Origin of the sequence: Streptomyces sp. NBC_00647, assembly GCF_045207245.1 — a bacterium.
In the GTDB taxonomy this organism is placed as follows: Bacteria; Actinomycetota; Actinomycetes; order Streptomycetales; family Streptomycetaceae; genus Streptomyces.
The window spans coordinates 7,662,771-7,676,559 of record NZ_CP109040.1 but is presented as its reverse complement, the minus strand read 5'-3'; the positions used below and the strand labels follow the sequence as shown (position 1 = coordinate 7,676,559).

Sequence of the window (13,789 nt, the reverse complement as noted above, 5' to 3'; positions counted from 1 at the left end):
GCCGCGTGGAGCCGTTCGCGCGGCCAAAGGGCGACGAACACGCGGCAAAAGGGTGGATCCGAAAGCGAATTGATCTCCGGTGAAGCACCATGGTCGGGCCGATGTCACAGCGAGCCGACAAGGGGGAACCGTCTGTGCGATTCGAAGTGTGGGCACCGCAGGCCGACCTGATGACGCTCCATTGCGCGGGTGTCACCAGCGCGCTGGACCGCGATCCCGAGCGGGCCGGATGGTGGACGGGCGACGCGGACGCCCAGGACGGGACCCGGTACGGGTTCTCGGTGGACGACGGCCCCGTGCTGCCCGATCCCCGCTCGCTCCGGCAGCCGGACGGCCCCGACGGACTGAGCGCGGTGGTCGACCAGGGGCGGTACCCGTGGCGCGCCGAGTGGACGGGGCGGGCGCTGCCGGGCGCGGTCCTCTACGAACTGCACGTGGGTACGTACACGCCCGAGGGCACGCTGGACGCGGCGGCCGAGCGGCTCGGGCATCTGGCGGAACTGGGCGTCACACACGTCGAGTTGATGCCGCTGTGCCCGTTCCCCGGCCGGCACGGCTGGGGCTACGAGGGTGTCTCCCTGTGGGCCGTGCACGAGCCGTACGGCGGCCCCGAGGCGCTGAAGCGCTTTGTCGACCGGGCGCACGAACTCGGCCTGGGAGTCGTCCTCGACGTCGTGCACAACCACCTCGGCCCCTCCGGCAACCATCTCCCCGCGTTCGGGCCCTACTTCACTGACACCCATCAGACCCCCTGGGGCTCCGCCGTGAACCTGGACGCGCCCGGCTCGGACGAGGTGCGCGCGTACCTCGTCGGCAGCGCGCTCGCCTGGCTGCGCGACTACCGGATCGACGGACTGCGCCTGGACGCGGTGCACGCGCTGCGGGACACCCGTGCGCTGCACTTCCTGGAGGAGCTGTCGACGGCCGTGGACGCGCTCGCCGGCGACCTGGGGCGGCCGCTCTTCCTGATCGCGGAATCGGATCTGAACGACCCGCGGCTCATCACCTCCCGCGAGGAGGGCGGTCTCGGGCTGCACGCCCAGTGGAACGACGACTTCCACCACGCGCTGCACACCACGCTCACCGGTGAGACCCAGGGCTACTACGCGGACTTCGGCCGCGCCCCGCTCGCGGCACTGGGCAAGACGCTGACGTCGGGCTTCTTCCACAACGGCACGTACTCCAGTTTCCGCGGACGGCATCACGGCCGCCCGTTCGACCGTGCGCGCGTCTCGGCGCAGCGGCTGCTCGGCTACGCGCAGACCCACGACCAGATCGGCAACCGCGCCCAGGGGGACCGGCTCTCGGCCTCCCTCTCCCCGGGGCTGCTGGCCTGCGCGGCGGCACTGACGCTGACCGCGCCGTTCACCCCGATGCTCTTCATGGGGGAGGAGTGGGCCGCGGGCACCCCGTGGCAGTTCTTCACCGACCACACCGATCCCGAGCTCGCGGAGGCCGTACGGCGGGGCAGGCGGCGGGAGTTCGCGGCGCACGGCTGGGCCGAGGAGGACGTCCCGGACCCGCAGGACCCGGCGACCCGGGACCGCTCCTGTCTCGACTGGTCGGAGCCCGAGGCGCCCGCGCACGCGCGCGTGCTGGCCTGGTACCGCGAGCTGATCGCCCTGCGGCACGGTCAGGCCGACCTCTCGGACCCCGATCTCGCGGCGGTGAGGGTCGCCCACGATCCGGGCGCCCGCTGGCTCGCCGTCCGGCGCGGGGACGTCCGGGTCGCCGTGAACCTGTCCAAGGACCCCGCGGCGATCCCCCTCGGTATCCGCCGCGCCCGGATCCTCGCGTCCTGGGACCCGGTCGAAGCACCGGGAGCGGACGGGCTCCTGAACGTGCCGGGCGAGTCGTGCGTGGTGCTGACGCAGGCCTGAGGCGCCCGGTGGAGAGGTTCTGGAGGCGCCGCACGCGCCCTACGGCACGTCGTCCGGTCCGTCCCGCAGATCCGTGACCCGCTCCAGCAGGATCGACTCCCAGGCGCGCCTCAGCCGGGCCTCCAGGAGCGGGAAGGGGCTGTCGTCGCGGCCGCGGTGGCGGTCGGCGAGCCGGATGACGGTGTCGCAGCGGGCGAGCCACAGGCCGCGCAGGCAGGGGCGGGCGCCGTATCCGGCGAGCGTGGCGGCGCGCACGGCCGCGGGGGCGCCGACTGCCGTGGCGAGCCCGGCGATGTCCTCGGCCGGATCGCCGAGGACCGTGTCGGTCCAGTCGAGGACGCCGCGCACCCGTCCGTCGGGGCTGACCACGAGGTGTTCGCCCAGGAGGTTGTGGTGGACGAGGACAGCGGCGCCGGTCTGCGCGCCGAGCTGGACGGCGGCGGGCGCGGCGAGCTGGGCGAACCGCGCGGGGTCGAACTCCTCGGCGGGGAGCCGCTCGGCGGCGCGTAGCGCGTCGGCCCGCAGGGTCTCCAGGGAGCGCGGCGGGGTGCGCGGCACACCGAGCGTCTCGGCCTGGCGTACGGGGACCTCGCGCAGCCCGGTCAGCAGCCCCGCCAGGTCGGCCTCGCCGAGGGCCGAGACGTCCTGTTGCTCGCCGGAGACGCCGGGCAGCAAGGTGTCGAGGGTGTAGCTCAGTCCGCTCGCCCACTCGCCCCGCGCGACACTCACCGGGACGGCGACCCCGATGAGCGGCCGGATCAGGTCGCGCAGCCGCAGCTCACGGCGTTGACGCAGAGAGGCGTCGCGGTCCCGGGTGAGTCGCAGCACATGGCGTCGGCCCACCCACCAGGTGGAGTGCCCGCCCCCCTCGGCGACGGGCCGCACCTCCGGTCCCGGGCCCGGCGCGGTGTCGTCGGCCAGCAGCGAGAGGACCAGTCGGCGGACTGTTTCCGTGGTCGGTGTCGGTGTCTGGGTCATGGTCGCGCCCTTGTCGTCCGGGGGCGGGGGCGAAGCGGTTGCCGCGCGGTCGGCGGTCGCACGTCAGTCGACGATCACCAGCTCGCGGGATGTGGTGTTGAGGCGGCGTCCGCCGTCGTCGGTCACCGTGACGATGTCCTCGATCCGGACCCCGAACCGGCCGGGCAGATAGATGCCCGGCTCCACGGAGAAGCACATGCCGGGGACCAGGGGCTGTTCCTCGCCCTCGACCATGTAGGGCGGTTCGTGGGTGGTGACGCCGATGCCGTGCCCGGTGCGGTGGATGAAGTATTCGCCGTACCCGGCGTCCTTGATGACGGCGCGCGCCGCGCGGTCGATGTCCTGGCAGGCGGCACCGGGCCGCACGGCACGGAAGCCGGCCTCCTGGGCCTCGCGCACGATGTCGTGCACCGTGCGTTCCTCGTCGTCCGGCTCTCCGACGTGGACCGTGCGGGAGGTGTCGGAGCCGTAGCCCTCCTTGAGGCCGCCGAAGTCCAGGACCACCATGTCGCCGCGCTCGATGACCCGCTCGTCGGCCTCGTGGTGCGGGTTGGCTCCGTTGGGGCCCGAGGCGACGATGGTGAAGTCGACCTGGGAGTGCCCGAACCGGCGCAGCAGATCGGCGAGGTCACCGGAGACCTCCGACTCCCTGCGGCCCGCGAAGGAGACCTTCCGGATCTCCTCGAACGCCGCGTCCGCGGCCGCTCCTGCGGCCGCGAGCCGGTCCAGTTCCGCCTGGTCCTTGACGGCTCTGAGCATCGGCAGGGCCTCGGTCAGCGCGGTGTACCGGCTGTCGGGGAGCCGCTTCTGCAGGCCGAGCAGATGCAGGGCCCAGCCGTTGTCGCTGATGCCGAAGCGGCCGGCGCGCTCCAGGAGGGGCGCGGCCGCCTCGTAGGGGTCCGTGCCGTCGGTCCAGTCGTGGAGGGTCAGCGCGGGCGCGCCGGCCGACTTGGCCGCGTCGGGCGCCTCCAGGGTGGGCACGACGAGTGCCGGGTCGTGTCCCGCCCGCAGTACCAGCAGGGTGAGCCGCTCGGTCTCGACCGGGCGGTACCCGGTCAGCCACACCAGGTCGGGCCCCGGCGCGACCAGCACGCCGTCGAGACCGGCGTCGGCCGCGGCGTCGGCGGCGCGCCGCATACGGGCCTCGTAGTCGCCGGCGGTGAAGGGCGCGGGTGCGGCGGTGGTCATCCATACCTCCGTGTGTCCGGAGTTCCCCAGGGGGCTACGGCAGCATCCTGCCCCTCCGGTGGGGTGCGCGCGAGCCGGTTGTGCCTGTCGCCGGTCAGCTCTCCAGGGCGAGGCGGGCTCCCAGGAGCAGCAGGACGCCTCCGGAGACCTGCTCCAGGCGCCGGCGTACGCCCGTCCGGGACAGGACGGCCTTCATCCGGCCGACGAACCACACGTACAGGCCGTAGTAGCCCACCTCGTACACCGCCCAGAGCGCGGCGAGGCCGAGCATGGCGGGCAGATGCGGGGCGCCCTCGGGCACGAACTGCGGCAGGAAGGACATCGCGAAGACGGCCGCCTTCGGGTTGGCGAGGTTGAGCAGCAGCCCGCCCCGGTAGGACGCCCAGCCGCTCTTCTCCGGGCCCTCCCAGCCGCCGTCTACGGCCCCCTTGGTACGGCGCGCCTGCCACAGCGTCTGGACGCCGAAGCCGACGAGCACGACGGCACCGACGATCCGCATGACGTCGTACGCCATCTCGGAGGCGGCCAGCAGCGCGGTGAGGCCGAGGGCGGCGACGGCACCCCACACGAAGACACCCGTCTCGTTGCCGAGCACGGTCAGGAAGCCGGACCGCCGGCTGCGCAGCGACTGTTTGATGATCAGCACGGTGCTCGGGCCGGGCGAGGCGGCGATCAGCGTGCAGGCGCCGAGGAAGGCGAGGAGGGTGCTCAGCATGCGGCCATCCTGGCGGCCCGCGTCCCCCGTGGCCAGCCTCTTTTCCCCGAGCGCCCGGCAGGTCCGAGAGCCTCCCCGGGCATCCGCCGGCGCTCGGAGCCGTTTCCCGGCGTCCTGCCGCTCCGGGGCTCGCGCCCGCTCACCGCCGGGCGAGGCCCCCGGAGCCCGCGAACGACGGTCCGGCCGGCCGCGGGGACACCCGGCGTGCGGCGGGACACCGGACCCGCACCGCCCGGACCGCCCGTCTCAGGTCACGATGCCCGGGAGCGCGGACAGCTGCCGCCGGGTGCCGTTCGCGTGGCGTACGTCGAGGGTGACCTCCTTGCCCGGCTGAGCGTCCGCCACCACGCGGGCGAGGCCGGCGGCCGAGGAGACCTCGGTCCCGCCGACGGCGACCAGGACATCGCCGCGCACCAGGCCCGCGGTGTAGCCGGGGCCGGGGATGTGCACCCCGACGACCAGCGCGCCTCCGCCCTCGGGGACGTCGACGGCCTCGATCCCGAGGGCCGCCCGGCCGGTCCCCTCCCCGGACCGCCCCGACGGGATCGGGCTGCCGCTGCCGGACTCGGTGGTGGAGCCACCGGGCCTCGGCACCCCGGAGACGCCCGGGGTCTGCCCTGTCTGCCCGGCCGCACCGGCCTGCTTCCGGAGGTCCGCCAGTCTGCTCATGCCGATCACCGTCGCGCCGACCGTGCCGAGCCCCACGCCGGACAGCACCAGCACCGACCCGACGAACAGGCTGAACAGCAGGGTCATCAGCCGCCTGCCGCGGCGCCGCGCCGCGTGCGGACGGCGGGTCTCGCCGGGCGGACGGCCACCACCACCACCGCCATCGCCACCGCCACCGCCACCGCCACCGCCCGGGTCCTGACCGGGCATCGGCTTGGGACGCAACGCGGTCTGTTCCATGGGTCGCCTCCGGCAGATGTTCTGGCAGATGTCCTACGGACCGCCCCCGGCCCTTGCTCTACCCCGGCCTCCGGCGCGCGACGATTCCCTAACGAGTGAGACTGTCATCCCCGTTCGAGAAGTCTGTCCGCCATGGCCGCCGCCGCTCCGCGCGGCGATCCGCCGTGCACCAGCTCCGTACGGTGCACGACCCGGGGCGCGACGAGGAGCACGGCGGCTCCCCCGGGCACACCGGTGGCCACGGTGCGCGGCAGCAGCGCGAGGCCGTGGCCCGCGACGGCCAGGGCGGTGAGGGTCCGGAGGTCGGTGCCGTCGTAGCGCAGTGCCGGGCGGAATCCGCCGCCGCCGTTCGCGGCGCGCAGCTGGTCCAGCGGCAGGCCGGAGCCTGGGGCGTCCAGCCAGCGGGCGTCCACCAGGTCGCCGAGACGCAGGCCCGCGCGCCCGGCGAGCGGATGGGACGCGGGCAGCAGCACGCAGACCGGTTCCTCGCTGACGCCGTGCGTGGTCAGCGGGGCCACGTCGGGCAGCCGGAGGGGGTCGCTCGGCGCGGCGAGTCCGTCGACGAGGCCCAGGTCGGCCGTGCCGGTGGCGACCGCCGCGGGAACCTCGTCGCGGGCGAGCACGCGCAGGGTCACGCCCGCCGTGGGAAGGGCCGCGACCGTACGCGGCCCGAGGGCGGTCGGTGTCACCGCGAGCGTCAGCCCGTGCTCGGGCGCGGCCGCCATCCGCGCCACATCGGCGCGGGCCGCCTCCAGGCGCAGCAGCAGCGGTTCCGCGTGTTCGAGGAGCCGCTCGCCCGCCGTGGTGGGCGCGACGGGCCGCCGGGTCAGCAGGGGCACGCCGAGGTCCTGCTCCAGGGCGGCGATCTGCTGGGAGACCGCGGACTGGGTGTAGCCGAGCTCGCGCGCGGCCTCCGAGAAGGACGCGAGCCGCGCCACGGTGACATACGTACGCAGGAGATGCGGGTCCATGCGCTCAGGATCGCGCAGCCCATCAGCAACGCTTATCGAGGGTGCAGTAATCATCGTTGGACGTGAACGGGATGCCGCCCACAGGATGAACGGCATGACCACGAACACCGTGCCCACGGCCCGGGTCGCCCTGGTCGGCGACCGCTCCCCCAACGTCGTCTCGCACACCCGTGTCCCGCTCCTGCTCGACGCCCTCGCCCGGCGCGACCGGATCGTGCTGGACGCCTACTGGATTCCGTCCGAGGACGCGCGGGACCCGGAGGCGGTACGCGGTTTCGACGCGGTGTGGGTGCTCCCGGGCAGCCCCTACCGCAGCGAGGCCGGTGTGCTCACGGCGATCCGTACGGCGCGTGAGGGCGGTATCCCCTTCCTCGGCACCTGCGGCGGCTTCCAGCACGCCCTGCTGGAGTACGCCCGTGGCGTCTGCGGTCTCACCGGCGCCGCGCACGCCGAGAACGACCCCGACGCCGACGACCTCCTGATCGAACCGCTCGCCTGCTCGCTCGTCGGCCACGAGGCCACCGTCACCGTCGAGCCGGGTTCGCTCGCCCAGGCGGTGATCGGCTCCGAGCGGACGGTCGAGCGCTACCACTGCGCCTACGGGCCCTCGCGGCACCTCGACACACTGCGCGCGCACGGACTGCGGTTCAGCGGGCACGACGAGGACGGCCACGTCCGGATCGCCGAACTCCCGGACCATCCCTTCTTCCTGGCCACCCTGTTCCAGCCGGAGCTGGCGGGGGACGGCTCGCGCCCGCACCCGGTCCTGCGCGCGCTGGCACGAGCCGCGGTGGCCCACGCCGGCCTCACACCCGCGGGCGGGCCCGCCTGAGCGCCCGCACCGTCCGGTCGCCGACGGGCGCGAGGCGGACCCCGACCTCGCGGAGGAGGTCCGCGAGGTCACCGAGGCCGCCGGCCGCCGGAGCCCGTCAGAGCGAGGCGGGCTCCGCGCGCCAGGCGAACGGCAGCGCGGGCGCCTGGTCCGGCACGAATCCATGGGCGCGCCGCGCCAGGTCCGCCGCGCCGTAACGGCGGCAGTCCTGGTGCCACTTCAGGATTCCGGCCAGCCAGTTCTGCAGCTCCACGACATAGCCCTGCATGATCCCGCGCACCTCCTCCGACAGCTTGAAGTCCTCGTACAGGATGGGTAGTTCATGGGCGGCGACATGCTGGAACTGCTCCATGCGCTGGGTCATCAGGTCATGGACGACGCGGAGCGCGGTCGGGTAGTCGCAGCCGAAGAAGTTCTGCACGACGAGGATGCCGTTGTGGACCTCCCCCTCGTACTCGATCTCCTTCTGGTACGAGAAGACGTCGTTCAGGAGCATCGCGTAGTCCATGGCCGCGTTCTCCAGCGACCGGACGGGGCCGCTGCGGTAGACCTCCGGCGGGACCGCGGGTCCGTGGCCGAGGCGGCACAGGCCCATGGTGAGCTCGGAACCGAAGGTGGCCCGGCGCATCTCCAGATAGTCGACCGGGTCCGGGATGCGGTTCTGGATCTGGTTGGACAGCTCCCACAGCCAGCTCTCCGTCATCACGTCCACCGCCGCGCGCAGGGTGGCCCGCGCGTCCGGGGTCATCTCCGCGGTGGTGCGCCGCCACAGGTCGATCAGACCGCGTTCCATGCCGTTGACCGGGACGGGGGGCTCCTCGCCGTGGACGGGCATGCACGCCGAGAGGCGCGCGGTGGTCAGCCTGGCGGCGGCCAGATCGCGGCGGTTGCCGAAGAGCAGCGGGTAGTAGTCGTCGCCGTAGGTGCCCCAGGCCAGCCACCGCGAGCTGAGGTCGAGCGCCTCGGGGGTCGCGTCGGGGTGGATGCCCGCCGCGCAGAGCGGCAGGTCGTAGGCGATGAGTTTGTCCTCGTCCCAGACGCCCTCCTGGAGCATGCCCGTGCTGTGCATCCAGGTGACGAGGCGGTCCCGGGCACCCGCGAGGTGCGGGCTGAGCGTGACCTCGAACGGCATGTGGAAGTCGGGGAGCAGGGAGGGTCCGACCTTCTGGAACGGGACGTGGGTGTACGCGCGCAGCCGCTCCGCGCCGGCCGCGGAGAGCAGCGCCCCGATGTCCGCGGCGGACGTCCCGAACCCGCCCGTGCCGAGGGGGCGCGCCTCCTCGACGGCGCCCTCGTTCATGTAGCGGCTGGAGCGCATGTGCCATTCGTGGCCGCCGGACTGCCAGTCCTGGAGGCCCTGTGTGTACGCGGCCACGGCGCCGATCTCCTGAGGGGTGAGCCCCTTCTCCACGGCCAGCGCGGGCACTTCGGTGAGCGCCGTGTGCTCGAACTGGTGGAGCCGTGAGGTGAGGATGTCGTTGACCGTCTCGGCGGCCTGCTGTGTGGTGCAGCCGAAGAACGTCTCCAGGACGAGGACGCCGTTGCTGAGTTCGCCCTCGTCCTCGACCTCCCGCTGGTAGGAGAAGAGGTCGTTGCGCAGGTGGACACCGTCGGAGAACGTCTCCATCAGGACGCGCAGCGGCCTCGCCCCGGCGACGGACGCGGGCACTTCGGCGGTCGCGTACTCGACGAGCCCCGCCGACCACGGGGCGCCGCCCACCTTGCGGCGCATCTCGATGTACTCGACGGGGTTGGAGATCCGCCCTTCGTTGATGTTGGACAGCTCCCACATCGACTCGTTGAGCAGATGCTCGGTGGAGACGGCGAACCGCCTGCGCCACTGGGTCGACATCGAGGGCACGGTGCGCGCCCACAGGTCGGCGAGCCCGGCCTCGACGGGGTTCTCCGGCTCGGGTACGGGAGTCGACAGGTCGAGCGGCATGAAGAGGGGCAGCCGGTCCAGGTAGGCCTTGCCGCCGGCGCGGTCCTGGGTGCGTTTGAAAGTCTCCAGGAAGTGGTCGTCGAAGAAGAACACCCACACGTACCAGTCGGTGATGAGCGAGAGGGCAGGTCCGTCGCAGTCGGGGTGGGTGTACGCGCACAACAGGCCGTAGTCGTGTGCGTCGAGGTCGGACTGCTCCCAGATGCCCGAGCCTTCCAGCATGCCCATTCCGCGGGCCCACTCGACCGAGTGGGCCCGCGCCTCGTCCAGATGCGGGTTCAGCCGGGCGGTGTACGGCATGTAGAAGTGCGGGAGTTCGAACGGCTGCGTCATGGCCGGGCCCTACCCATGGCTCCGAGCGGACATCCGCAGGCCAGGACATGATCACACCATCGCGTGAATCGGTACGAAAGCCGCGCATGGCGGCGTCCGCGTCCGGGCGGGATCCGGGGGCAGCGCCTCGGCCCGCGCCCGCGGCACCGCCACGGTTCCGGCCCGGGCGGGCACAGGGCCCGGCCCCCGCCCCCTTGCCGACGCGGTGTCCGCCCGCCACCGTGGCCGTATGTTCATGAGCGCAGCACCACGGCCGGACGTGCCTCCCGTTCCGGACGTCTTCGACCCGCGACGGTACGCCGACGGGGTGCCCCACGCCGCCTACCGCGTTCTGCGCGATCACCACCCGGTGGCCTGGCAGGAGGAACCCGAGGTACTGGGCTGGCCGGCCGGTCCCGGGTTCTGGGCGGTGACCCGGCACGCGGACGTGGCCCGGGTGCTCAAGGACTCCTCGACGTACTCCTCGTATCTCGGCGCGACCCAGATCCGGGATCCCGACCCCGCGGATCTGCCGTTCATCCGGCGCATGATGCTCAATCAGGACCCTCCGGAACAGGGCCGGTTGAGACGTCTGGTGAGCCGGGCGTTCACCCCGCGCCGCATCGAGCACTTCGCGTCGGTGGCGCGCGAGCGGGCCCGCACGCTGCTGGGGCGGGCGGTGCGGGAGGCCCGGTCCGGCGACGGCACCAGCGACCTCGTCTCCGCGGTCACCGACGACTACGCCCTGCTCAACCTCGCGGACCTGCTCGGCGTACCCGAGCGCGACCGGGGGCTGCTGCTGCACTGGACGCGGCGGGTCATCGGCTACCAGGACCCCGACGAGGCGGGCCCCGCGGTCCTCGGCCCGACGGGGAAGCCGGTCGACCCGCGCTCCCCGGCGATGCTGCGGGACATGTTCGCCTACGCGCGGGAACTGGCCGAGTTCAAGCGGCGTCGTCCCGCCGACGACGTGCTGACCACCCTCGCCGCCGACGCCGAACTCGCCCCGGAAGAACTGGAGATGTTCTTCTTCCTGCTCACGATCGCGGGCAACGACACCGTGCGCGGCGCGGCCCCCGGGGGCCTGCTGACACTGGCGGAGCATCCGGAGGCGTACGAGGGTCTGCGCTCGGGCCGCCATCGACCCGGCACGGCTGTGGAGGAGTTGCTGCGTGTGCACCCTCCGGTGCTCACCTTCCGCCGGACGGCGGCCGTGGACACGGAGCTGGCCGGCCGGCGGCTGCGCGCGGGCGACAAGGTGGTCGTCTTCCACGCCTCGGCCAACCACGACGAACGCGTCTTCGCCGACGCCCACCGGCTCGACCTGTCCCGGGCCCCGAACCCCCATGTCTCCTTCGGAGACGGCCCGCACGTATGCCTGGGCTCCCACTTCGCCCGGCTCCAACTGCGGGTGCTGTACGAGGAGACCGTGCGGGCCATGCCCTCGCTGCAGACCGCGGGGCCGCCCGGACGTCTCGTCTCCAACTTCGTCAACGGCATCAAGTCCCTCCCTCTTCGGGTGACTTGAGCACTGGAGCGGCGCACTGGTTCACCGGCCCGGTCCTGCCGTGCGCCGCCCGCCTCGTCGTCCGGTCAGCCGGAGCGGAGGTTCTCCAGTGTCGAGCGGGTGTCGGTCTTCACCCACCGTGAGACATCGCCGACCTCGGGCGGGGTGGTCGTCTCGTAGGACGACGTGTAGACGCTCCAGCTCATCTGGTAGGTCATCCAGCCGTCGCGCACCGCGAGGATCACCGCCCGGCTGCCGCTGGTTCCCGAGCCGGAGGTGGTGTCCTCGGTGACGAGATAGGCCTCGTCACCGAAACCGGACACCTTCTCCACCTCGTAGTCGTCGTAACGCTGGTTGTACTCCGACCACACGGCGGTGAACTCGGCGGAGGGATCGGTCGTCTTGTGGAGATCCACCTGCACGGAGAGATACGCGTCGGAGTAGGAGGAACTGGACGACTTCTTCAGGGAGATGCTGCAGTAGCTCTCGTCGATGGCCTTGTGCTTCAGCGCGCTGTGCGTGGGCGCGCTGTCCTCCTCGGCGTACTCGGTCCGCAGGGCGCTGTAGTCGACCGCGGAGCAGAGGTTGGCCTTGGCCCGGTATCCCGCCAGATCCGGGTCGTCGCCGAGTGGGCGGAGAAGGAAGACCCCGCCGGCCCACAGCGCGGAGGCGGCCACCGCGCCGACCGCCGCCCACAGCACCGCGCGTCCCGCGGTGCCCCTGCCGCCGGGCGGCGGGGAAAAGCCCGGCGGTTGCCCGTAGGCGTACTGCTGGGCCGGGGGGTAGACGGGAGGCGGGCCGTAGCTGTTCGCCGTACCCGGGCCCGGGTACGGATTGCCCGGCACGGGTTCGGGTCTGGGCATGGGCAGCGCCGACGGCTGGTGGTGCGCCTGCGACTGGTTCGCGGGGGCGGGCGGAGCCGTGGAGCCGGGTGGGGGCGACGTCTGTGCCTGGGGCTGCGCCGGGACGTCCTCGGGCCGATCCTGCATCCTGTGCTCCTTCTCCGAAGTCGTCGGGCGTGCGATCAGACGTCCGGGCCGGACGGTGGAGCCGGGGTACCACCACACGTGATTGACTCAACACGTCGATTCTAAAGGGCAGTTCGGCAGAAGTGACCTTGCCGCATCGACCGTTGCACAGTCGTTGATCTCACCGGGAACGGCCAGGTCCGGGCATCGCTCCAGCACTTCGGGACCCCGCGCGAGGTCCGGACCGGGGGGTGTCGCCGCTAGCGTCTGGCCTGGATCAGCGCGTGGGTGCCGCTGGTGCGCCAGCGGTGGTCCTCGGCGGCGTCGAGGGCGGCCTCGACGGAGGAGGCGAGTCCGACGACGACATCGGACTTGAGGGTGCGCAACGCCGCCACCGGGCCGGGGAAAGAGGCGGTGGCGACGGCGAAAGGCGTGGTCGCGGGGTAGAGGCGGTCACCGATGAGACGGCGGTAGTTCAGGTCACCCTTCAGCAGCGTCACGTCGGCCGCGGCGAACTCCCGCCGGAGGTCTTCGGGCATGTCCGCGTAGGGCAGCGGGGCACAGGCGAAGGGGTGGGTGCGGACGGTGAGGCGGCCCTCGGACAGGGCGCCCCAGAGGCGGCTCCCGGCCTCGCCCGCCGCCCCCTTCGCTCCGGTGAGGCGGCGCAGGGCGTCGATCACGTCCGCGGTCGTGGCGTCGGAGACGTAGTACGGGTACGGCTTCACCTGAAGGACGGTCCGCTCGACCCGGCCGTGGCGGAGCAGGTGGTCGATGAGGAGCAGGTCGGGGACGAGTTCCCGGCCCGCGTTGTCCGCGACCAGGCAGAGGGTGCCGCCCGTGAAGAACGACCGCAGCACCTCTCCGTCGTTCGCCACGAGCTGGGAGTCGGCCGCCGTCCCGCCCTCCGCGCCGGCCAGCCGGAACCCGAGATCAGCTCGGTTGCCCCACAGGGAGCCGTGCAGCAGCGCCTCCTCCTGCTCCTCCGCCGGCCGTCGCGCGAGGTCGTCCAGCGCGGCGAGTTCCTCGTCGGCCTCCGGGGTGTCCAGTTCGGCGAGCTTGAAGGGGCGGAAGGGGTCGATGCCCTGCCACGGTCCGGGGGTGAAGTAGCCGACGGCTTCGAGGAGCCGGCGGTAGAAGTAGCTCTCGGACCAGAGAAAGGGAACGTCGAACCAGGACCGGCCGTAGTGCTCCCGGCCGCCCCAGGCATCCCATTGCCCGCGGTCCGCGGCCGTCGCCGCGAGCGGTTCCACCACCCCCTCGGCGCAGCTCCTGAGCAGGGCGTCGAGCGCGTGGCGCTGCTCGGGGCCGTACGGGAAGGCGTCCGCCACCTTGCGGATGAGCGCCGGATGCCTCTCGGCCAGCACGCTCCAGGGGAACGAGCCCCGCACCGAGCTGACGACCACCGGCGCGTCGTCGGCATCGGCGGCGGGGCGGGCGGACGCGGCGGGCTCAGGCATGCCGCTCACCGTACCGGCTGGGCAGAAGGGGCCGTCCGACGCGCGTGCGCGCCGGGCGGCCCCTCCCCCCGTAGAGCCCAGCGGTCGGCCTGGTCGGTCGGCTTCGAGCTGTCGACCGCGCGGTGTGCTG

General features: G+C 72.9%; 11 protein-coding genes. 3 read left to right on the top strand and 8 right to left on the bottom strand.

The window, feature by feature from the left end; all coding sequences use genetic code 11:
• The first annotated feature begins 134 nt into the window (after window positions 1–134).
• Window positions 135–1,880 carry a malto-oligosyltrehalose trehalohydrolase gene (gene treZ / locus OG788_RS33745; protein WP_406374907.1) on the top strand — a complete coding sequence of 582 codons (1,746 nt, stop codon included), beginning with the start codon at window positions 135–137 and terminating at the stop codon, window positions 1,878–1,880.
• 39 nt (window positions 1,881–1,919) lie between these two features.
• Here treZ and OG788_RS33740 read toward each other — a convergent pair whose 3' ends face one another.
• From OG788_RS33740 to OG788_RS33720, 5 genes are all read right to left on the bottom strand, one after another.
• The gene (locus OG788_RS33740) at window positions 1,920–2,858 is read right to left on the bottom strand and encodes an aminoglycoside phosphotransferase family protein (protein WP_406374906.1); all 939 of its coding nucleotides are present in this window, start codon (window positions 2,856–2,858) and stop codon (window positions 1,920–1,922) included.
• Window positions 2,859–2,921: 63 nt separating this feature from the next.
• Window positions 2,922–4,046, bottom strand: a complete 1,125-nt coding sequence (locus OG788_RS33735; protein ID WP_406374905.1) for an aminopeptidase P family protein — start codon at window positions 4,044–4,046, stop codon at window positions 2,922–2,924.
• 94 nt (window positions 4,047–4,140) lie between these two features.
• Complete coding sequence (locus OG788_RS33730; RefSeq protein ID WP_351536860.1) at window positions 4,141–4,761, bottom strand: LysE family translocator; 621 nt, start codon at window positions 4,759–4,761, stop codon at window positions 4,141–4,143.
• 246 nt (window positions 4,762–5,007) lie between these two features.
• Window positions 5,008–5,670: a PDZ domain-containing protein gene (locus OG788_RS33725; RefSeq protein WP_406374904.1), complete on the bottom strand. Its 663-nt coding sequence runs from the start codon at window positions 5,668–5,670 to the stop codon at window positions 5,008–5,010.
• 104 nt (window positions 5,671–5,774) lie between these two features.
• Window positions 5,775–6,641 carry a LysR family transcriptional regulator gene (locus tag OG788_RS33720; RefSeq protein ID WP_406374903.1) on the bottom strand — a complete coding sequence of 289 codons (867 nt, stop codon included), beginning with the start codon at window positions 6,639–6,641 and terminating at the stop codon, window positions 5,775–5,777.
• Window positions 6,642–6,735: 94 nt separating this feature from the next.
• Here OG788_RS33720 and OG788_RS33715 point away from each other — a divergent pair, with 94 nt between their 5' ends.
• Window positions 6,736–7,473, top strand: coding sequence for a glutamine amidotransferase-related protein (locus OG788_RS33715; RefSeq protein WP_406374902.1), 738 nt, complete (start codon window positions 6,736–6,738; stop codon window positions 7,471–7,473).
• Between the two features lie 97 nt (window positions 7,474–7,570).
• Here OG788_RS33715 and cyc2 read toward each other — a convergent pair whose 3' ends face one another.
• The gene (gene cyc2, locus OG788_RS33710; RefSeq protein WP_406374901.1) at window positions 7,571–9,748 is read right to left on the bottom strand and encodes a germacradienol/geosmin synthase Cyc2; all 2,178 of its coding nucleotides are present in this window, start codon (window positions 9,746–9,748) and stop codon (window positions 7,571–7,573) included.
• 235 nt (window positions 9,749–9,983) lie between these two features.
• Here cyc2 and OG788_RS33705 point away from each other — a divergent pair, with 235 nt between their 5' ends.
• Window positions 9,984–11,255: a cytochrome P450 gene (locus OG788_RS33705; RefSeq protein WP_406374900.1), complete on the top strand. Its 1,272-nt coding sequence runs from the start codon at window positions 9,984–9,986 to the stop codon at window positions 11,253–11,255.
• Window positions 11,256–11,320: 65 nt separating this feature from the next.
• Here the strand turns inward: OG788_RS33705 and OG788_RS33700 are convergent, their stop codons facing one another.
• Together OG788_RS33700 and OG788_RS33695 are read right to left on the bottom strand one after the other, a co-directional pair.
• Window positions 11,321–12,223, bottom strand: coding sequence for a hypothetical protein (locus OG788_RS33700; RefSeq protein WP_406374899.1), 903 nt, complete (start codon window positions 12,221–12,223; stop codon window positions 11,321–11,323).
• Between the two features lie 239 nt (window positions 12,224–12,462).
• Window positions 12,463–13,659: a damage-control phosphatase ARMT1 family protein gene (locus tag OG788_RS33695; RefSeq protein ID WP_406374897.1), complete on the bottom strand. Its 1,197-nt coding sequence runs from the start codon at window positions 13,657–13,659 to the stop codon at window positions 12,463–12,465.
• Window positions 13,660–13,789: the final 130 nt, after the last annotated feature.